This window comes from Methanobrevibacter sp. UBA212, assembly GCF_905233225.1.
In the GTDB taxonomy this organism is placed as follows: domain Archaea; phylum Methanobacteriota; class Methanobacteria; order Methanobacteriales; family Methanobacteriaceae; genus Methanocatella.
In genome coordinates this window covers 12,319-33,869 of record NZ_CAJODJ010000036.1, presented here as the reverse complement: position 1 = coordinate 33,869, position 21,551 = coordinate 12,319, and the positions used below count along the sequence as shown (strand labels likewise).

23 protein-coding genes are annotated in these 21,551 nt (G+C 34.1%); 5 read left to right on the top strand and 18 right to left on the bottom strand.

Going from position 1 to position 21,551, the window contains the following annotated elements; translation table 11 throughout:
- The 4 genes from QZ138_RS09125 to QZ138_RS09110 form a co-directional block, all read right to left on the bottom strand.
- The coding region (locus tag QZ138_RS09125) for an amino acid adenylation domain-containing protein (RefSeq protein ID WP_292888744.1) at nt 1-3,792 on the bottom strand (3,792 nt) is incomplete at its 3' end.
- 251 nt (nt 3,793-4,043) lie between these two features.
- Nucleotides 4,044-5,726, bottom strand: a complete 1,683-nt coding sequence (locus tag QZ138_RS09120) for an MATE family efflux transporter (RefSeq protein WP_292888743.1) — start codon at nt 5,724-5,726, stop codon at nt 4,044-4,046.
- A gap of 13 nt (nt 5,727-5,739) precedes the next feature.
- Complete coding sequence (locus QZ138_RS09115; RefSeq protein ID WP_292888742.1) at nt 5,740-5,952, bottom strand: hypothetical protein; 213 nt, start codon at nt 5,950-5,952, stop codon at nt 5,740-5,742.
- A 64-nt stretch (nt 5,953-6,016) separates the two neighbouring features.
- The gene (locus QZ138_RS09110) at nt 6,017-6,346 is read right to left on the bottom strand and encodes a hypothetical protein (RefSeq protein ID WP_292888741.1); all 330 of its coding nucleotides are present in this window, start codon (nt 6,344-6,346) and stop codon (nt 6,017-6,019) included.
- A gap of 121 nt (nt 6,347-6,467) precedes the next feature.
- Between QZ138_RS09110 and QZ138_RS09105 the strand changes: the two genes are divergently transcribed.
- Nucleotides 6,468-7,403: a 3-hydroxyacyl-CoA dehydrogenase gene (locus tag QZ138_RS09105; RefSeq protein ID WP_292888740.1), complete on the top strand. Its 936-nt coding sequence runs from the start codon at nt 6,468-6,470 to the stop codon at nt 7,401-7,403.
- 171 nt (nt 7,404-7,574) lie between these two features.
- Here QZ138_RS09105 and QZ138_RS09100 read toward each other — a convergent pair whose 3' ends face one another.
- From QZ138_RS09100 to QZ138_RS09085, 4 genes are all read right to left on the bottom strand, one after another.
- Nucleotides 7,575-8,012, bottom strand: coding sequence for a cyclophilin-like fold protein (locus QZ138_RS09100; protein WP_292888739.1), 438 nt, complete (start codon nt 8,010-8,012; stop codon nt 7,575-7,577).
- 18 nt (nt 8,013-8,030) lie between these two features.
- A complete protein-coding gene (locus QZ138_RS09095; protein WP_292888738.1) occupies nt 8,031-9,182 on the bottom strand; it encodes a cyclophilin-like fold protein in 1,152 nt (383 codons plus the stop codon).
- Nucleotides 9,183-9,329: 147 nt separating this feature from the next.
- Nucleotides 9,330-9,581 carry a helix-turn-helix domain-containing protein gene (locus tag QZ138_RS09090; RefSeq protein ID WP_292888737.1) on the bottom strand — a complete coding sequence of 84 codons (252 nt, stop codon included), beginning with the start codon at nt 9,579-9,581 and terminating at the stop codon, nt 9,330-9,332.
- An 86-nt stretch (nt 9,582-9,667) separates the two neighbouring features.
- Entirely contained in the window at nt 9,668-10,609 is a 942-nt protein-coding gene (locus tag QZ138_RS09085; protein WP_292888736.1) for an aldo/keto reductase, read from the bottom strand.
- A gap of 94 nt (nt 10,610-10,703) precedes the next feature.
- Here QZ138_RS09085 and QZ138_RS09080 point away from each other — a divergent pair, with 94 nt between their 5' ends.
- The 4 genes from QZ138_RS09080 to QZ138_RS09065 all read left to right on the top strand — a co-directional run bounded on the left by QZ138_RS09080 (nt 10,704) and on the right by QZ138_RS09065 (nt 14,762).
- Nucleotides 10,704-11,066, top strand: a complete 363-nt coding sequence (locus QZ138_RS09080; RefSeq protein ID WP_292888735.1) for a helix-turn-helix domain-containing protein — start codon at nt 10,704-10,706, stop codon at nt 11,064-11,066.
- Between the two features lie 393 nt (nt 11,067-11,459).
- On the top strand, nt 11,460-13,334 hold the full coding sequence (locus QZ138_RS09075) for a histidine kinase dimerization/phosphoacceptor domain -containing protein (RefSeq protein ID WP_292888734.1): 1,875 nt from the start codon (nt 11,460-11,462) through the stop codon (nt 13,332-13,334).
- 116 nt (nt 13,335-13,450) lie between these two features.
- Nucleotides 13,451-14,377, top strand: coding sequence for a glycosyltransferase family 2 protein (locus QZ138_RS09070; RefSeq protein WP_292888733.1), 927 nt, complete (start codon nt 13,451-13,453; stop codon nt 14,375-14,377).
- The gene (locus tag QZ138_RS09065) at nt 14,370-14,762 is read left to right on the top strand and encodes a GtrA family protein (RefSeq protein ID WP_292888732.1); all 393 of its coding nucleotides are present in this window, start codon (nt 14,370-14,372) and stop codon (nt 14,760-14,762) included. Before QZ138_RS09070 ends, QZ138_RS09065 begins: the two co-directional genes overlap by 8 nt.
- A gap of 61 nt (nt 14,763-14,823) precedes the next feature.
- Here the strand turns inward: QZ138_RS09065 and QZ138_RS09060 are convergent, their stop codons facing one another.
- The 10 genes from QZ138_RS09060 to QZ138_RS09015 all read right to left on the bottom strand — a co-directional run bounded on the left by QZ138_RS09060 (nt 14,824) and on the right by QZ138_RS09015 (nt 21,264).
- Nucleotides 14,824-16,245, bottom strand: a complete 1,422-nt coding sequence (locus QZ138_RS09060; protein ID WP_292888731.1) for a glycosyltransferase family 39 protein — start codon at nt 16,243-16,245, stop codon at nt 14,824-14,826.
- 171 nt (nt 16,246-16,416) lie between these two features.
- Nucleotides 16,417-17,193, bottom strand: a complete 777-nt coding sequence (locus tag QZ138_RS09055; RefSeq protein ID WP_292888730.1) for a polysaccharide deacetylase family protein — start codon at nt 17,191-17,193, stop codon at nt 16,417-16,419.
- A 409-nt stretch (nt 17,194-17,602) separates the two neighbouring features.
- Nucleotides 17,603-18,952 (bottom strand): MFS transporter, encoded by a 1,350-nt coding sequence (locus QZ138_RS09050; protein ID WP_292888729.1) that lies wholly within the window; start codon nt 18,950-18,952, stop codon nt 17,603-17,605.
- A gap of 363 nt (nt 18,953-19,315) precedes the next feature.
- On the bottom strand, nt 19,316-19,450 hold the full coding sequence (locus tag QZ138_RS09045) for a hypothetical protein (RefSeq protein ID WP_292888728.1): 135 nt from the start codon (nt 19,448-19,450) through the stop codon (nt 19,316-19,318).
- 26 nt (nt 19,451-19,476) lie between these two features.
- A complete protein-coding gene (locus QZ138_RS09040; protein ID WP_292888727.1) occupies nt 19,477-19,872 on the bottom strand; it encodes a hypothetical protein in 396 nt (131 codons plus the stop codon).
- Entirely contained in the window at nt 19,865-20,185 is a 321-nt protein-coding gene (locus tag QZ138_RS09035) for a hypothetical protein (protein ID WP_292888726.1), read from the bottom strand. The genes QZ138_RS09040 and QZ138_RS09035 overlap by 8 nt, the downstream gene beginning before the upstream one ends.
- The gene (locus QZ138_RS09030; protein ID WP_292888725.1) at nt 20,173-20,412 is read right to left on the bottom strand and encodes a hypothetical protein; all 240 of its coding nucleotides are present in this window, start codon (nt 20,410-20,412) and stop codon (nt 20,173-20,175) included. Before QZ138_RS09030 ends, QZ138_RS09035 begins: the two co-directional genes overlap by 13 nt.
- 3 nt (nt 20,413-20,415) lie before the next feature.
- Entirely contained in the window at nt 20,416-20,673 is a 258-nt protein-coding gene (locus tag QZ138_RS09025) for a hypothetical protein (protein WP_292888724.1), read from the bottom strand.
- 10 nt (nt 20,674-20,683) lie between these two features.
- The gene (locus tag QZ138_RS09020) at nt 20,684-20,932 is read right to left on the bottom strand and encodes a hypothetical protein (RefSeq protein ID WP_292888723.1); all 249 of its coding nucleotides are present in this window, start codon (nt 20,930-20,932) and stop codon (nt 20,684-20,686) included.
- A 140-nt stretch (nt 20,933-21,072) separates the two neighbouring features.
- A complete protein-coding gene (locus QZ138_RS09015) occupies nt 21,073-21,264 on the bottom strand; it encodes a hypothetical protein (protein WP_292802387.1) in 192 nt (63 codons plus the stop codon).
- Nucleotides 21,265-21,551 lie beyond the last annotated feature (287 nt).

Sequence of the window (21,551 nt, the reverse complement as noted above, 5' to 3'; positions counted from 1 at the left end):
TCCCCTGCGGATTAATGCATTTGCAATCCGATTACTTTTCTCATTCAGCTGCCAGTAAGTTAAAGTGGCATCACAGGCAACCAATGCAACATCATCCGCCTTTTCAACGGCCTGATTTTCAAAGCGTTTATGTAAAATCGGATTTTCAACCGGTGAAAAGGTAGGCAATTCATCGCGTGGATTCAATTCTATTTCATTAATCTTCAATTGTTCGATATTTCCATCAATGAATTGATTCACAATGGATAAAACACTGTTCAAGAAAGTTTTAATGTATTTTTCACTGTAAAAACCGTTATTGTACAATATTTCCAATTCCAGATCTTCCTCATTTTCATTGACATTGAAAGTTACCTTATAGTCTGTTTCAAGGGAATTCAACCTTTTAATACCATACACGTTATTATCCAATATGATGTTTCCAAATTCGAGACTGTTGTAGGTGTACATGAATTCAGGCTTTAAATTGAATTCATCGGCGATTTTGATATATGGATAATTGCTATGTCTGATTCCATTTTTCCATATTTCATCGATTTGATTGAAAAGCTGCCTGATGGATATGTTTCTCTCATCATTAATGGAGACAATCGGCAAGGTTTTGACTAGAAATGCCTGAGTGTTCTTATAATTAGAATTCATTCTGCCGTTGAAAATTGTAGTCAGCAATGTCTTATCGGTGAATGTGTACTTATTCAATGCCAGTATTGTGCTTGCCATGAACAGTATGTTCGGCGAAATTCTTTTATCTGCACAGAATTCTTTTATTAATTTCAAATCGATATTTTCAGAAATGGATTGCAATCTGGCAATGTTTTCATCATTGCTCAAATCAGGAGTCAAAATGGTTGAGTCAACTTCTTTTGACAACTGGTCACGGAAATACCTTTCGCTTGCAGCATACTCATCGCTGCCCTTATCCTCATTTTCAATCAGAGAACAGACATAACCATTAAAGACTTCTTTTTCTATCTCTTTGCCATTGTATGCATTGGCGATGTTATTGAATAATGCTCCAACGGATTCCCCATCGGATATTATATGATGGATATCAAAGAATAAAATTATTTCATCATTAGTTTTATATATTTTGGCTCTGAACAGCTGATTATCCAATAATTCAAATCTTTTGACATCTTCTTTTTCTATTTCCCTATCAGAAATGTCATCTATTTCAATGATTGGAATTTCCTCAACAGCTATCGAATCATCCCTCTTGTGCATCAATTGCCCCTCATGAAGGACTATTCTTGTTTTGAGATAAGGATATGCATCAATTGTTTTAATAATAGAATCCCTTAATTTTAATGCATCGATTGACTTATCGAACCTGATTAGAGTCGGAAGATTGTATTGGGCCTCATCAGGATTTTGAGCACATTCATAATACACTCCCAGCTGATTGTCCATCAATGGATAAAATGTAATGTCATTTGAAGATTTTATCAGTTCATCTAAATCCTCGTCAAACTCGGCAATTTCAATACAATTAGCAATGTGTCGTATTGTAGGAGTTTTCAATAATTCTGAAATGTCCAGATTAACGTTGAACTCCTCATAAATCGCCGCATTGAATTTCATTAAAGATAGGGATGTGAATCCAAGAGCATAGAGATCATCGGTTACACCAAAACCATCACCACAGTCATTCAACATTTTAAATAACTTTTCTTCAGTGTCATTTTCAGGAGAAATGTTTTCAAATTCCAGTTCCGGTTCAGGCAATTGATTCAAATCCGCTTTGCCGTTTGGATTTTTTGGAATTTCGTCAAGCTGCATGAATGCAGTTGGAACCATATAATTGGCCAAATTTTCACTTAAATAACTTTTCAGCGAAGCCTTATCAATTTCCCCATCAGCAACATAATATGCACATAAGTGAGAGTTGTTGTTAATTTCCTTAATTACAACAACATTTTCCTTAATGTTTGGGTAGTTGCCGATGTTAAATTTAATCTCATCTATTTCAATTCTAAATCCTCTTAATTTGATTTGATTATCCTTTCTTCCTTTAATGACAAATTCATTGTCAGGTGTTTTGATTGCAAAATCGCCAGTTTTACAGTATGGGATTCCATTGATTTCAATGAAAACATCTTTAGTTTCATCCAAATTATAATATCCTTTCCCAACATTAGGTCCGCCAATGTATAATTCACCCATTACCCCATCAGGCACTAATTTTCCATCAATATCCCTAATGTCAGATATGGAATTTTTCAAGGATTTTCCAGCGGTTATATTATTTGGATCTATTATCTCTTTAGAAAGTGCTCCCGAAACGACTTCACTTTGTCCATAACCATTAAATACTGAAGCATCACAGTTATCTTTGATAAGATTGAAAGCATTTGGAGAGAATGGTTCACCACCCATAAAAATAGATTTAAAACAGGAAATTACATCCCCGAATTCATCAATTTCAAAATAGGATATTATTCTTGAAGGAGTTACCACCATAACTTCAGGATTTTGTTCCTTAATTAGGCCAATAAGATTTACAATGTTTTTTATTTCCAAATCACTTGCAAAGATTAATTTAATACCGTTTGTTACTCCTGTCAGAATATCGTGCAGTGATATGTTGAATGAAATTGTTGCAATGCTTAATATGCTTCTATACCTCGATAAAGAATTGTTTTCCACATGGTTACATACATTTTTATGAGTTATCATTACTCCCTTCGGAATTCCAGTGGATCCTGAGGTGTAGATTATATAAGCCAAATCATCAGCGCCGACATCAACATCAGGATTTTCTGTGTTGTTGCCTTCAAGCAAATCGCTAATGTCCAATGAGTTTTCTCCAGATTCTTCAGAGATGATATAATCCGCCTGACTGTTTTCATAAATATGATTAATCCTTTCTTGAGGATAATCCGGGTCAATAGGAATGAACGCACATCCCGCTTTCAGGATAGCTAAAATAGATGCAATCAAATTGCTGTTTCTTGAAAGCTTGATTAAAATATTGCTTTTAGGTTCAATTCCCTTTTCTATTAATGAATTTGCAATGATGTTTGCCTTTTCATTTAATTGATTGTAGGTTAAGGTGGCATCACATGCAACAAGAGCCACTTCATCTCCCTTTTCAATTGCCTGTCTTTCAAAACGCTTATGGATAAAAGGAAGATCAACTTCAGCGAAAGTGATTTCCTCCTCATTTACAAGAGCAATGTCACAGATGTCGGTTTCGTCAATGTCTGAATCAATCACAATGTCTATGATTTTTTCAAGGCTTGATATGAATAAATCAATGAATTCCTTTGTATATAATTCATTATTGTAAAATAAAGACAATAAGATGTTTTCATCATTTTCAACGATTCTTAAATAATTGGAATATTCGACATCTGACTTTAAATCTTCATCAAAAACATAATAGAATTCGGGTTTTAAATGAAAATCCTCACTATCATAACATTCATCGAATTTCAAGGCAGCATTATAATCCTCATTAATTTTTTCTAAAAATGTCCTAATGGATATCTGCCTGTTTTCGAATTTGGCGGCAAATGGAACATTATTCTGATTGAATATTAATGCTTCATCTGAAAAATTAAATTTGTTGAGTGTTAAAGTTAAACCCGCCAATAACAGAACATTGATTGAAATTGAATTGGACTCTGCAAATTCAATCAGATTTTCTTTTTTAATCTCACATTCTGATTTTTCGATTAAACCTTTCTCTTTTTCACCAGTTAGATTTGGGGAAATTAATGTTGATTCATCAAAATTGACCCATATTTTTGATGAATATTGTTTAAAAGAATCATCTGTGTTATAACTCATTTATATCAAACCTGAAATTTATTTATTATAATATTATATATTTCCAATAGTTTATAAATAATTTTTTCAGAATAAATTCAAGCTCGATATTAAAAAAAATAATAAAAGATAATTTTTAAATTATCTTAAAAATGCAAAATGCCCTCCATTATATAATTCATGATGCATTACAAAGGCGGGCATACTAATATTTTAATGTTTTTCAGTTTAGTGAATGCAGAGGAGATTATTTAGTTATTAGGTATTGCACCTTAACTTTTTTTAATTTCATATTTTATATTGTTGAAACCCAATACATTTGTAAATTTAAGGTTATCATCATCACAAACCTCTTTTTTGATTTCCTCAAATAAACCTTCCTTACCTGTATATTTAATGTTTACAGCAATATTGTCCTCATAGTCAATGACAAGAACCTCCACGGCAACATCCTCATCATTATTGTCAAATATGAAATTCAATATGGACTCAACATTTTTGCATTCCTCCTCCTTACAGTCAAGAGACATTAAGTGATTGGTCACTTCATTTTTCTCATTTCTGTTTTGCAAATTGAAGTTTTGCGTAAGCGGAATCAAATCTTTTCTGAATATAAGAAATCCGCCATATTGAGGTTCCCTTCGTTCAACAACTTTAACATAAATGATTGCTACAATAATTGTCAATACATTTGCCACTGCAAAGGAAATGAAAACACTGTTGATTCCCATAAATGGCATCAATCCGAATATTGCTGATAATGGACCTACAAACATTGCTATTGCAGATAAAGCTGTTGCAATTGCACTCCTTTCGATTGCTTCATAATAGAATATGAACACTGTAGCAAATACTGAAGGAATAAAGCATAATGAAAACATTCTAAGTGTGAACCTGAATGTTTCAACATTAGGAGATAGATTCAGCTTATAAAGCATCAGGAACAAATCCGGCACAATCCACAGGATTGCTGTAAATGCAACCGCAACAATCAGCGCAATCATGACGGCTTTTTTAAACAGATATTTGACATTTTTATAGTCATGCTGTGAGTAATATACCGGAATAATGGAGGAGAATGTCTCAATTAAACCTACAATCAGTATGCTGACAATCAAAAGAGAGTCCATACATGCAGTGTATGAAACCAATCCTATTTCCCCTAAGTAAACTGTAAGAATCCTATTGATAATGTAAACCAGGAAAACCTCAAATAAACCAGTACTTGCATTTGGGAAACCTGTTTTACAAATTTTATAAGCGGATCCAAACCATTCCTTAATGCTGATTTTTAAACGGAGATATTTATATGTCCTTTTAGGGTCGAAGTGATATTTCAGGGAAATGATTAAAGCAACTGAATAACCGATTAATGTGGCCAATGCGGCTCCCCCGATGCCCATGTGGAAGTGAGCCAGAAATACATAATCCAATATGATATTAATCACATTAGCAATGATGATTAGATAAGATGCAAAATTTGGCTGTCCGTCTACACGAATATACTGAGATAATACCCCCAATCCAGTGGATATTGGGAAACATAGGAATAAGAATGGAGCATATTGCTGAACATAAGGCAAAACACCAGCCGGAGGATGTAAAACGTTGATTAAGCTATCAGCAAAGAGACTGCATACAATCACCATTATTATACATATTATTACAGTACTTTCAATAGCTATAGTGAAATACTTATTGCTTCCATATTCATCAAATTCTCCCTTGCAGTTTAAAGATAATATCTGACCACCTAGCCCAAACAGCCATTCTAAAATTGTTATAAATAATACTACCGGTTCAAAAACTTGAATTGCCGCCAATGCACTCTCACCAATTAAGGAAGATACAAAAAACGAATCAAAAACTGCGGAAATGTTTAATGCCATTGCAATCAGCAAAGTTGGCAGCAGCAATTCCTTAAATTTAATGTTTGCTATAATATCCTTTTCCATAAAACTCCACCTTTCATTCAAAGTAATTAAATTTATTTAAATATTTTATTAGACTTCTAAGATAATCCTGAGTCAATATAGGCCAATCGATACCTAATGAATGAAGAATTTCTTTAGTTTGATCTGTCTTGACAATAAATTCATCCAATTCTTCATCATACTCATCTTCAGACAACTCATCAATTGACATGTCGGAAGTTATTAATCCCCGGATATTTTCATCCATGTTGTCCCTGCATATTTCAATGAATTCCCCATCTAAATAAGATAAATGTCATAACCGAATGAGTTTAAAGCTTCGATGATGTCATTATTATATTTGGATTTACACAGTTAAATACCCTACATTCATTAGGAGTTTTTGCTAAAGCCAAAGTTGCTTTTGCAACATAGTCAATAAGACTCATTTCAATTTCGTCATTATTCATATCTTCTGTAATGGCCTGAATATTTTTAATTGCTCTCAGTTCTCCTAAAAATGCATTTGTATCAAAGGTTTTCTGGAATAAACCGGCAGAATATCTTGCCATGAGGTTTCCTACCCTGACTATTCTAACATTCAGACCGTCACCGTTTACCAAATACCTATTCAACTGAAGATTTCTAGAACTATAATTCAAATATAGAATCATTTAAAAAATTTTAAATATTTTAAATATTTATAATAATAAGTAACGAATTATATTTAATTTTTTTAATTTTTTGATAGAATATAATTCATACATTTATATGGTGATTTAAATGGATATTAAAAAAGTTGTAGTAGCTGGCGGAGGAGTACTAGGCAGTCAGATTGCTTATCAATCTGCATACTGCGGATTCGATGTGACCGTTTGGTTAAGAAGTGAAGGTTCAATTGAAAGAGCCAAACCTAAATTTGAAAGATTACTAAACATCTATTTAGGCACACTTGAACAAATGAAAACAGACAAAACTGCATACTGCAGAGGATTCAGTAAAAAAACTGACCTAAGCAACGAAGAGATAGATACTTTAAAAGAGCAAGCTCAAAAAGCATTTGACAGTCTGAAATTAACTACAAGTTATGAAGAAGCAGTGGACGATGCTGACCTTGTAATTGAAGCAATTGCAGAAGACCCTAATCAAAAAATTCCATTTTATGAGGAGTTAGCAAAATATCTTCCAGAAAAAACAATTGTTGTGACAAACTCATCCACTTTACTTCCAAGCCAATTTGCAGAACACACCGGAAGACCTGAAAAATATCTTGCCTTCCACTTCGCAAATAACATATGGGCCCAAAACACTGCAGAAGTCATGCCACATCCCGGAACTGAACAAAAATACTTTGATGCCATTGTCCAGTTTGCAGAATACATCAACATGATTCCAATTAAAGTCTTAAAAGAACAACCTGGATACGTACTTAATTCATTGCTCGTTCCGTTCTTATCTGCAGGACAGGCCTTATGGGCTGAAGAAGTTGCAGAACCGGAAACAATTGATTTAACCTGGAGAGTTGCTACCGGTGCCCCAAATGGACCGTTCCAAATTTTAGATATCGTAGGTCTTGTAACTGCATATAACATCATTCTGATGGACCCTAGGTCCAAAGACCCTGAGACAACCCAGGGAAAAATTGCCCTGAAACTTAAAGAAAAGATAGATGCAGGCGAAACTGGTATAAATGCAGGTAAAGGATTCTATGAATATTAAATGACAATATCCTTTATTTTTTTCTTTTTTTCTAAAATCTGAAACCAAAGTGACTCAATACCTATTTTTGAATGTTATCTTTTCATGATTTACATTATCACTTGGAAAAAACATTATCCCATTCTTTTGTTATCCATTATAGCCACTTTTATTATTAGATGAAATCTATAATCATTTTAAAGTGAATTCCAATGTGACATCACCGGACCCCAGAACTTCATTTAGCTTATTGGAGTCAACATTATCTAGTTTACCGAGTTTTGTATAGCTCCATGAATGGGAACCGTAAAATAAGGATATTTTGTCTCCCTGATACAATACAATATCTCCTGGAGAGGTACCAATATTTTCATCACTTGTTGGAAGTGAAAAGCCTAAATCTCCCACTTTTTCAAAACCACCATATTCAGATGCATTGACTGTGATGTTGCCTTTTTTCAGCTCTTTAATAAATTCCTGTGTTGCAGAATTGTTTTCCAATTTAACATCAAATACCTCATCATTGATTTTGACTTTAACTAAATCATCCATACTATCATCTCCGCTAACCGCAGTGCAAACAATTAAACTCAATATGACTACAAAACAAATTTTTTTAATGAAAGACATCATATCACCTAAATACAGTTATTTTAAACTTAAGACCAATTTTACATCGCCAGTTCCCAGAATCTTCTTCAAATCTTTAATATTCTGTACCTTGCCCAGTTTTGTATAAGACCAGGAATTTGAATTATAGAATAGTGATATCTCATCACCATCATAAAGCACGATATCACCTGCCGAGGTGGTTATGTATTTGTCGCTTCTCGGAAGTGAAAAGCCCAAATCCCCAACTTTTTCAAATCCTCCATAATCTTCAGCATGAATTGTAACATCACCCTTCTTTAGCTTGTTCATCAGTGCTTTTGCTGCGGAATTATCTTCCAATTTCACCTTTAAAACATGATTATTGACTTTAAGGTTTATTACATTTGAACGAGCAATAGTTTTGATATATGTTTTTAAAACAGCCGATTTTACCTTAGAGTTTGATTTAATATTGATAACAACTTTGTGTTTGCCTTTAGGCAATGATTTCATGTTGAAACTTACAATCCCTTTTTTATCCGTTTTCAAAGAGTACTTCTTATAGTTTTTACCTGTGAAAACCTTTATCATTACTTTAATACTCTTCATCGGTTTTTTGGATTCCCTATTTTTAACCGCAATCTTGTACCTTTTAGATTCCTTATAATATCCTGTGATTTTTGGAGCTGAAATTTTTAGTTTGGCCTTTGATATTTTAATCGAACTATATTTAATCTTTGATAAGAACTTTTTAGAATCTTTAACATTTATTGTCACTTTATGAGTGCCAATGCCTAAATTAGATGCATAATATTTTGCAATTCCATTGGAATCAGTTGCTGCAGTGACTTTTTTATATTTTTTACCGGAATATACTTTTAAAATAAGTTTAACATTCACAACAGGTTTTTTAGTTTTGCTGTCAATCGCTTTTACCTTGAAATATTTGCCTGATCCGTATGTTGTTGATAATTTTGAAACAGACAGTGAAATCGATTCAGGTTCCGCTGAATTGCTTTTGGTCAATTCTGTTTGGGCACTTCCATTTGAAGCAGCGGACTCATTGAATATAGACATACTGTCACTTATTGATTCATTATTAACGACTACACCGGTTGCGTTATTCCTGTTTTCAGATGCATTGGCTGCAGAAATACTCAATATTGCTACAATGAAAATCAGCACCAAAACAATTTTTTTATCCAACATATCATCCCCCATCTAAGTCAAGAATATCAATATAAGTTTCTTTTATAAAGGTAATCTCATCATCCGTATAGAAATCTCCCTCATGAGTATCCAAAGCAAATATGATTAATTCATACAATACCCTATTTAGTTTCCTTCCTTTTGAAGTTAAGAAATATTCTGTTTCATAATCATTAATCTTTTTTCAATTAGATTGTTGTTTTCCATTGATTTAAGGCATCTTGCAAGAGATTTATTGTCCAGATTTGGACGATTTTCCTGAAATTGTGTAAAACGCTTCTTTCCCAAAAACAAATCCTTCAAAATGTAAAATGTCCATTTATTGCTTATGGTTTTAATTGCACTGCCCACAATGTTTCTTTCAAATTGATTTGCATACAATTTCTCTTCAAGTGCCATGAAAAATTATTTGTTCATTAATGCTTAAATAGTCATAGTGGCAAAAATGCCACAAAATCATTGGTAAAAAAAGTAAGGAAAAGAGATTATTTCATTTCCTTTTCCCAAATTCTTATTGTATTGACATTGGCCTTATCTGCCAATTCTTCCATTGTCTTAATTTCATCATCACTCAATTCAATGTTTACCGCATCGGCCGCATCTTCAACGTGGTGAACCTTTGTTGCTCCGACAATTGGAAGTGTTCCTTTGGCTATTGCCCATGCAATAGGCAACTGTGCAACTTTTGCATCATGGTTTTCTGCAATTTCTGCAATTGCCTTATTCAACTCCTCAATTTCGGCCAAGCTTCCACCATATGCATTTGCCCTGTCTGATCCTTCAGGGAAAGGATGGGCAGTGCCATATTTGCCGGATAATGCACCTTGTTCTAAAACCATGTATGAGAAAAAGATTATGTCATTTTCTTTACAGTACTCAAGGATTCCTGAATCTTCAGATGAACGGTTGAGCAGACTGTAATGGTTTTGAACGGCTCCGAGCTTCAAGCCTGCCTCTTTTAAAATCTCATTTGCCTCTTTGATTTCTGCGAGATTATGGTTTGAAACACCAATCATTTTAATATCATGCTCTTTTGCGGTTTCAACCAGCTTTTTAGTCCAGTCAGGTGCTCCGACAGGATTGTGAATCCAGAAAATGTCAATGTCTTCAACTCCCAATATTTTTGCACTGTTTTCATACATTGATGTTACCTCATTTGCCTCAAACATTTCGGCAAGCTGCGGTGTGAATTTGGTTGAAATTACAAAATCCTCACGGTTGGAAGTCTTCAGGAATTCCCCTAAAACCTCTTCAGATTTTCCCATTCCATAGACATATGCAGTATCCCAAAGATTTAATCCCAATTCCATTGCCTTATCATAGATTGGTTTTAAGTCTTCGATTTTATGTTCGTTTCCGAAAGTTCCATCATTACCCCAAGCCCAGGCGCCGAGGGCAATTTTTGGAAGATTATCATTTAATGTCATGTTTAATTGTCTCAATTTATTACTATAAAAAGTTAAAGTGACGGCTATGACACCTAAACATTAAAATAAGACAAAATAGAAACTTTTAAACCATATGACATATTTTGATTTTGAACTTACACACTGCCCTGTTGAACTGTCCCTTGACATAATCAACAGAAAATGGGTTTTGCAAATTATTTGCGACATGTTCTTTGGAAAAACCAGATTCAGCGAATTTCAAAAGGAAAGACCTGAAATGTCAAACAAGGCATTGTCCAGAAGCTTGAGATTCATGGAAGAACAGGGATTGATTAAAAAAGATGCTGATGAATATTTCCTAACCGATAAAGGAAAATCCTTGAATAAAGTCATTTATGATTTGGTTGAATTTACCTTGGACAACAACAAAGAATTATACGATGAAAAAACAATTATAAAAGCAAAAGAAGGATTTGAAAAGCAATTATTAGAATAACATAGTTTTTAAATCAATAACTTGCTCTTCAACTTCCTTTACAACATCATCATTAACTTCCCTAATCAGCAATGATGAATCCGGATTATATAATTTTTTTGATTCTTTTTAACCAGATTCCTATTGGCGCTTGCAGTTTATAATTCCACAATTGCTGCAGGAGTAATTTTTCATGATATTTCCCTCATTGATTATTCTATTCTCATATTATCTTTTTGTCTTTCTTAAAAAATAATTATCCTCATATTTTACAATTCACCATGGCTTGATTTATCATCAATTTAAATACTACAATTAATAAATTAATAATATATAATAATTTTTAATCGACAGGCTGTTTCATCCGTATGGAGTTACTTTTAGTCAGTAAAGAAAAGCGGTAGGGTAATTTAAATGAAAATGTATAAGGATTATAGAAGATTAGAAAATATTGAAGAACTTCGTATTTATGATATCAATGAAAAAGAGTTATATAATCCGACACCCCTTGAATTCCATGTCGATGAAGTTCCATTTCCACAGCTCATGGGCAATATCCCCATGGATGTAAACATTCTAATACCTCATAACGATGGAAATGATTACATAATCAAATCAGCGGGAAACTTCATACTTAATCGAGGAAATCTGCAATTGGATGATGTGCGAGGAAGATTATTAAGCAAGATCTCACCGGTTTTTTATGAAATCTTTCACGAATCTCTCCAGGAAGTCTATAAATCTCAACAAACCAAAGTGATACATGTCTTCTATTACGGTGTGGAAAAGTTATCCAAAATCACCATCGTCAAGATCATTTATGAAATGAACAGGATATTCGTTTTAGCAGACCACATCAACACCGACAGGGGCACTTCCGACGAATTTGAAAAAATTCAGTATGCCGAGGACAAAGTCAACATGATGGAATACTTCACACAAACTGGAAGTTACCGCAGAATTGATGGAAAATATACCTGGACACAGGGAATATATAACATCATAAATCGCCCTAGGGAGGACTATGACGATTATCACAACATTGTTTTTGACTTGGCCATTCCCGAAGACAAGGAGCTGATTGAAAGAATCTTAAAAATTATGGATACAGACACAAGCCATCATGAAGACCTAATCAGAATCAGAACCGAAGACGGAACCCTGAAGTATCTTGAAATTAACCTATATTCTAACTTCGATGAAAACGGAAACTTGATTAGCCGTTACGGTTTATTTAACGATGTAACCCAATATTCCAAAAAATCCATGACAAAACCTGTTGATTTCCTATTGCAGGGCTTTAAAAACAGCAAAAAACTGGCATTGTTAATCGAACCATTAAATCCCAAACATTTTGAATTTTCAGAAGGATTTTATTATTTCATAAATAAAAATCCAAAAGATTATGTTCACTCCCTTGATGTTATCAACAATATCGTTGAAGAGAAAACAAAAAAACAGATAATCCGATTAGTTGAAGGAGAAGTGGACAGAATTGATGAAACATTCACATATAATGTCGATGGGGATGAAAATAATCAGAAAATCTGTGAACTGTACATTGAACGCTTTGAATTTAGTAAAAAGAATCATAGCCTCGGATTTTTAGCAGACATTACCGATGAAATGAATAAGCAGAAAGAATTGCGCGAGTCCAATGAACATCAAATCGTGTTAATAAAAGAGGTCCATCACAGAGTCAAAAACAATCTGCAGATTCTCAACAGTTTTCTGAATTTAGAAAGAAAAGTATACCGCAACGAACCGGAGGTAATCATCGACCATATGCAGGCACGCCTAACCTCACTTGCGCTATTGCATGAAAAGACATATAATACCCAGGACTTTAAAAACATTAATCTAAACGATTTCATGCAAGACCAGGACAATCAAATTAGAAATTTAGTCAGCATTAACGATAGCGTCGAATTTGAATCCAAAGTTGATGAAGACATCAATCTAACAATTGAAGTTATCACCCCATTATTATTAATCATCAATGAATTGATTATGAATGCCATGAAACATGCGTTCCCAGATGAAACTATTAAAAATAAGAAGATTACTAAGATTATAACTAAAATCGATGAAGATACCGCCCAAATGACATTCAAAGACAATGGTGTGGGCATTGAAGATCCTAAAAACATTTCTAAAAATCTGGGCTGCACAATCATTAAAAGCCTCACCAAACAATTGGACGGCAAAATTGAATTGGTGGAATACAGAAACGGAACAGAATATAAATTAACATTCCCTCTAAAAATGGTCCATACAATACATGGCTAAACACCTTTTTAATCTCACAAGCACAACCGTTCAAGTCTATGATGAAATGTTTCAACACCATCAAAATCATATTTTTTTAGAAATTAATTTATAGCAACGTCAATAAACATTTTAATATGGTTGTTTTGAGTATTGTTGTGCCGTGTTATAATGAAGAGGAATCTGTTACAATGTTTTTGGATGACATTCAAAAGACATTAGTTGCCTTTGATTATGAAGTCCTATTTATCAACGACGGCTCCAGCGACAGTACACTGGAAATAATAAGGAATCTGGCAGATTCCAACCCGAATGTTAAGTATATCTCATTTTCAAGAAATTTCGGAAAGGAATCTGCAATCTATGCAGGCCTTATTAATGCCACAGGCAATCTGGTATGTGTCATGGACGCTGACCTTCAGCACCCCCCAAACCTTCTGCCTGAAATGATTGAGGCCATATCTGAGGGCTATGATGTTGCAGCCGCAAAAAGGGTTTCAAAAAAAGGTGAACCCCCAGTCAATAAACTGGGATCCCATTTGTTCTATAAGCTGTTCAATGCCGTTTCCAGCCTGAATCTGGTGGAGGGAGCAACCGACTTCCGTGTGATGACACGCCAGGTCAGCGATGCGGTGCTTGAGTTGAGCGAATACAACAGGTTTTCAAAGGGGATTTTCCAATGGGTTGGCTTTGAAACCAAGTGGATTGAATATGAAAACGTGAAAAGGGTTGCGGGAGACAGCACATGGTCAATTTGGCAGCTGTTTAAATATTCCATTGAGGCCATTGTTGCATTTACGACAGTCCCCCTCTCGATATCCATATTTCTGGGAGCGATAATTTCAGTGCTTGCATTTATTTACCTTGCATTTATTGTGGTTAAATATCTTCTCTATTCAGATCCTGTCCAGGGTTTTGCAACTATAATGTGTACAATATTACTTTTGGGAGGCATACAATTGCTTTCAATTGGAATACTTGGAAAATACTTGGAAAAGACCTACAAGGAAACAAAAAACCGTCCAATTTTTATTGTTAAGGAGACAAATATCAATGATGAGTGATTGGATAAAGATTGACCGGGAACTGATACTGTATGTGGTCTTTGGAGCATTCACTTTTTTCGTCAATCTCATAAGCTATTTCTTCTTTGCAAATATGCTTGGCATCAATTATCTGGTTTCAAACGCTATAGCATGGTTTCTTTCAGTGCTATTTGCCTATATAACCAATAGGATTTGGGTGTTTGAAAGCAAGAGTCCTAATATCCTCAAGGAGATGTCTCTCTTTTTCGGAGGGAGAATATTTTCTGGGGTTGTGGATATGCTTTTGATGTATACATTCATCGACCTTCTTGTCCTTGACAGCTCAATATCAAAAATCATAGTTCAAATCATCGTGATAATTTTAAACTACATATTCTCAAAACTGATTGTCTTTAAGGATTAGCTCGTTGTAATGGATATGCAGTTCTTTTTAATTTACAAAAAAGGGAGGAAATCCCAACAGATCACTTCCTTGTTTCGTTGACTGTCAGTTTGGATATCTCAATTCCCTGATCGGACAGCAAGGTGGTCTTGTTGATTTTAGAATCCAGATTGAGGTCTCCCCATGTCATTATGTTAACCAGGTAGAAATGTCTGTCAGTATTGTTTTTGACAAGGGCCGAGATATCATTTTCCGACGTGTCTGTGAAGTTGAATGTATCATGCAGCTCATCCATCTTGTGTCCAAAGACATAGGTATATCTTACGCAATAGGTGTCGACCCTGTCGGAATAGTCCAGGAAGTATATCACTCCATTCAGCCTGGCCAGGACAAGTGATGCATTTTCATCCTGAGTGATTTGATTAAAGACATTTTCTTTAGTCAAGCCCTCATTATATACCGTCATGTTGGTGTTTACCATGTGTGCGGTTCCCGCAATCAGAAGCAGACAGATAAGGGCAAATGAACATATCATTGTCTTTTTGTCTTCAATCTTGCTGATTAGGATTGAAATTGCAAGCCATAGAACCGCTGCAGCAGGCATCAAATACCTTGCAAGCAAGATAGATTTGAATGTTAAAGACACAATAAGAGCCAATGCGATTGTTCCGATATAAACTCCAAAGCCTGTTAGAATATAAAAGTTGTCCAGAGTGTATTTTTCCTTGAGCTGCTTTTTATACATGTATGCGATAGCAATCAGAATCATAATTGCAATGATTGCAAATATGGAATCGCCGCAATGAGCATAGTACCCCACGGACTGGATAAGTGTATCAAATCTAACTCTAGGAACCCAAAATCCCTTGTGGATAGCAGTCAACTGATTTAAAAGAGTGAAAACCCAAGGCAAATATAAAAGAACTGCCACCACAATCGAAATGAACAGATGCTTAATCTGACTCCTGTTTTTAGCAATCACATAATATATTATAATCAAATAAAGGCACACTGCAGAAATAGCTGCAAAATAATGAGTATACGCACATAATACAGATGCAACAGTAACAATCACCCAGTATTTTATCTTTCCAGTAGTGAAAATTTCCTTTGTATAGATGAAAGCTATCAGAATGAACAGTATTGCCCAGCTGTACATTCTTGCTATTAGGAAATACAAGAAAAACTCACTCATGATTCCTAGTGAGAACGTAAAGAGTCCTGCGGTCAGCCATCCATAATCCTTTCTGATTTTTAAATATGAAATAGCCATGATGATTGGATATGGAATTATCGAAACCAGCCTTACCACATAGAGGTTATGGGAAGAGATTCCAAATAATCCGGAAAGATACATGGCAAACTTAAGTATCAGATAATATAATGGAGGATGCACATCCGCCGCAGTGGTGTTTATGAGGTCACCCACATTGAAATTGACAATAGTCAGTGTAAAATACTCATCAACATGCAAAATAAGTTGGTTGAGTGGTGTTATAAACATATAAATTAATATTATAAAACTCAATGCAAAAAAAGCCTTTCCAATTATATCCTTATTCTTGCTGTTGAATTCCATAATAAAACCTACATTAATATTTTTAGTTATTGAATATTAAATATTTTGTTAAGTTTATTTTAAAAAAAATTAATTATAAACTGGTCTTTTCCTATTTTAACGAGTGGATTCGACGAACTCACTGTATGTGATGAATTTATGATTTTGGTCTTTAAGCATCCCGATTAAATTGTCCAGTCTTTCCGCCATCTTTTGGCCGCTGTTTCTTTTTATGATGAATGGCATCTTGAATTCCGGATGATCCTTTAGCTCATAGAACTCCCACGGATGGAAGTATGTCGTGAAGTAACTGTCATGTTTTAGGGTGCGGCGAACCATCCAGTGATATACCTTTTCAGGAAGATTGTGCAGTGACAGCCAGAAGAGAGGAAATCTTAGTGTTGGAGTTACCGAAGCCGGTATTTGAACCACACCATCCTTTTCGAAATATGTTCTTGGAGTGTTCAGATTCATGTATCTTCCCGGAATAAATGCAGGATTGATGGACGAGTTATATACATATCCTACCCTCTTTATTTCACTGTCCTTGACGGGGAACATCCTGGGCTGACGGTAGCCCCTTATTTTAGTGTTCGTTATTTTTTCTAAAATCTCCTTGGACTTTGCAAAATCAGATTCCTTCGGCTCGAAGTGATCAACACCATGGGATGCGACTTCATGACCCTCTTTTAGCATTCGATTCATTGTTTTTGGAGCGTTTTCGGCAAAATTTGCTGTGCAGAATAATGTGGCCCTGACATCATTCCTTTTAAGGATATCCAGAATGATGTTTGTGCCTTCAACCGACACATCCATGCCTTCCTCAAGCGGATAGGCGACTCCATGCTCACGGGGCACATCAAACTCCTCAATATCAAAACTTAACAATATCATGATTTCCCTTTTTTAAAAAATCGGATGATTTATCCATCTTTAAGAAAAACTTCAAGATAGATATTTCTTTTTAATAATTAATATAATTAATCTCCTTTTAAGGAGGTTATTAAAAACCCGCATTAATATATGTTTTATTCCACAATATAAAAACAATCTACTTTGTGTATCAATATAGCTAGGCTCATTGACCTCTTTTACAACATCTCCCTCATTAACATCCCCAATCAGCAAGGGCGAATCAGGATTATGCAATTTTTGATTCCTTTTGACCGCATAACACACTTCAAATTATCTACTACTTTTAGTAAAATTTATTCTATATCATGCAAACAAAATAAATCAAAACTAAATAATTTCTGCCAACACTCAAACCATTTTAAAAAAAAGGCAAATGAGAGATTGTCTCTCATTGTTTTTTAATATTTTTATTTTTTATCCGCAGCGTTATAATTAACATAGCTGCTAACACGATGGCTAATCCATACATTACAGATGCCATTGCATTCTGAATAATTATATCTGCAGTATCTACAACAATACTATCTTGTCCCTCTATAGTGTCTAATTTTTGGAAGTAGTCATAAACCTCCTGATGGAATTGTTCATCTCCTGAATAATCAGGCGCATAGGTATCGACTGCAGTACTAATACCGCCCATAACTCCAAGAATTAGAATTATTCCAATGATTGCTGTACCCAATGAGGAACCTAATGTCTCACCAGTTGTAATAATACCAGATGCATTATTTTGGCCTTCAGCAGGAACATCGAATAATGCAACATCCGCTGCTAAAGCCATCATAAAACCAATACCTGTCCCAAGTAAAAACTGTCCTGGAATTAAATCCAGCATGTTTACATTTAATTTAAATTGATAACTTAAAATCAGACATCCTACAATAGAGATTATACATCCTACTGCCATGAGTGTCTTGTGATTCAGTTTTCCTATTAGTTTTGGAGCGGTCAATGAAAAAATAAACAAAGCCATAACAAATGGAAGTGAAGCCAAACCAGTATCAAATGGATTTAACTGCAATACACTTTGGAAAAACAGAACCATTACAAAAAATGTTCCTGATATTACAATATTATATAATAACTTAATAGATGTACCTATACGCAAATTTTTGTCTCTAAATAATTCAACATCAAGCAATGGCACCTTGCCTGACCTTTTTCTTTTGAGTTCAAACCATATAAAGATTGCCAAGACTATCAATCCCAAAATTATCTCAATTATGCTGGTAGCAACATCCTTAGTCAGAGTCAAAATACCAAGCACAAGCAAAAGAAGACATATACCGGAAAGTATAGCACCAATAATATCAAGATCGCTTTTAGATTCAGTAGGTTTAAAATCAGGTATTTTATTTTGCATTACTAAAATAAATAAAATGAATATTAATTCAAATGCAAAAGTGTATCTCCAGCTGAAAAAAGTTGTAATAAGCCCACCAAGGAGTGGAGCTAAAATATCTGCAAGTCCTGCCATTACACCGAGAGTTGCCAAAGCAATTGTACGCTTTCTGCCGGAATATATTCCGCTTATTATTGAAACTATGGCAGGCAGCATTAATGCCGCAGCAACACCTTTAATCGCTGCCCATCCGACAAAAAACATTGTAACACTTGAACTTAATACTGCAGCAAATATTCCTATACCAAAAAGTGCAGCACCAATTACAAACAGTTTCTTTTTACCAACTATGTCCTGAAGTTTGGTACTGAACAGTATCAACGCAGCAGTGTACAAAACGACACAATCATTTGAATAGTACTAACATCAGCATTCAAATCAACAACAATTCGAGAAATGCTAACATTCATGAAGAAAGAGTCCAACACTATAATAAATGAAGCACAAGCCACAACTATTAAAGGAAACCAAGAATTTTCATTAGCCTTTACATTCATATTTATTAATCCTCCAAAAAATTAATTTTAAAAAATATTTTAACATTCAAACTTAAACATGAACTTAATTTTATATTTGCTTTCCAAACGATTAAATTTTTGGATGGAATTTTTACATAATACTGCAAGAACACCACAATTCTGTAAGATTGATTTTCAAATGCATTCTATGAACATCAAATATCAAAGGCCTAACTAAAAACTACATCAATCTAGTTTGAGCATCAATATAGCTTGGCTCTGAAATTTCCTTTACGGTTTCACCATCTTTAACATCCTCGATTAACAATGGTGAGTCCGGATTATGCAACTTCTGATTCATTTTAACCAACTTCATGTAACTGTTTGCATAATATCCGAAGGTTAGTGAATTTCCATTGGGAAATATCCATGAATGTTCTGTTCCATCCCACTTTGGTTGATGCTTGCATTATTTTGAACTTCCTTTCGATTTAACCACTGACTTGCTTTATGTATTAAAGCTCCTTTACGCTTCAAGTCAGATAAAGTACGTCTCAATATGAGTGCGTGATACTCATTGGCATCATCCTGAACATAAAACAAAGCCCTCATTAAAAGACTTGTTGATTTGGAACCGCCAGCTGCACCACCGATTAACACTTCCTTTTCTGTGGCTAGTATCATCTCGGCCTGCTTTGGAAAAGGATTGAAAGGTATATATTGATTTTCATATACACATTTCTGAAGAATGGCCTTGTCTTTAGCGTCAAGATGGAATTTGCCGTTTTTATCATACATCGTTATCATCTATCTGTTTTGCAAGAATCCCTATTTCTTCCATCATGTCCTTTTGTGAAAGTTCAATTTTCTTATCTTCAAGTTCAAGAACCCTGTTTTGGAACAGTCTGTCCATTTCATCTTTGAATAATTTGTTTCTAGCGTCAAATGCTTTAACGGACAGTTCAAGATATCTTATTTTCAGTTCTGTCAGGTCAAGCAGGTATCTTGCAAGGCTTTTTTCATTGGCATGATATCTTACTTCCTTATCTAATTTTTCAAAGTCAATTTCTATACCTACTGCATTTTTGGTGATTTTATCTAAGTTTTCCAAACCAGTTTTAATGTCTGTGCCTGCTGCTGGAGTATGGTGTCAATAGCTAAATCAATATTATCCTGATGGATGTTATTGTCTGTAATTTGTCTTTGGGAGATTGCTCTGTTTGTTAATGCATCTTTATCTCTTGCTCTTGGGTCTTTGTTATTGTCTGTTAGATTGTATTTCTTTTTGAATCTTGAAAATGTTGCCCTGCTCACTTCAAGTTCATGTTCTTCAGCCATCCATCATCTAACGCTTGCATCCGTGGCGCCTGAAGTTTTCATGGTTATTATTTCATCCAAAAGCGTTTCCAGAAAATCGTTCTTGTTTAACTTTAATGATGCCTTGAATTTCCTGTAGGTAGTATCTGCAACATTCCTATCATATTTTGTTTTCAATAATTCTCTAACTTCATTATTGCTCATTCCTTTTCTGCAGCAGTTGATTATTTCCTGTTCATGCTGTTCTAAAAAATAGATTACATCAGAATTTCCCTGACCCATAGGTAACCCCCTATAAATCTCTTAATTCCTTTTCAGGCTGTTCCTTTTTGGCTTGGATTATTTTGTATTCATTTTGTTTTATTAGTTTTTGAAGAACTGGATCACTGTCAATAATTTCGATAGTTTCTTCAGCATCGCCAATAGCTATCAGTTTTGCTCCAAGCTCATAGGCATCTTTATGGTTGAAGGTTGATTCTTCTACTATTTTTTTGAGTGTTAAATCCACTCTTGCGCTGATGTTGGTTTTTTCCGGTAACATAATATATTAATTTATTATGTATTATATATAAAATTATATTATTTAAAAAATATAAAAGTAATAATAATTTTTATTATTACCTTTTCAATTAAAAATAGTTTCTTTTTAGAGTTATTACCTGAGATTTTTGTTTTGAAGTTTTATTCTTCCATTTCGTCAAGTTCCTTTTGAAGGTCGTGGATTTGCATTTCCTTGTAGAATCTTTCGAACTTTCCTGTTTCGATAAGATATGCTGAAACTTCAAGAGCATCCCTATAGGTATAATTGGACTCTTTTATAATTTGCTTTTTATCTTCATCCATATAGGATGAAGTATTATTAACATTGGCCATAGCTATTACAACCTGTATATAATAATTAATATAATATTTTATTATTACATTTATATAAATCTATCAGATATTAAAAGAATATTTTTTATCCTAAAAACTCATCAGTTCTATCCCCATATTTACAATAAGATATGATTAATATAATCAATAGCTATTTTATTTCTTTTAATTTAATGAATTGACTTTAACATTAACGGCAAGGTTTTCCAGAATTAAATCTGATTTAAAATTGAGATATATATGCAAGAGTTTAGATAAGAATATTATCATCCAGAGCTGATGTTAAT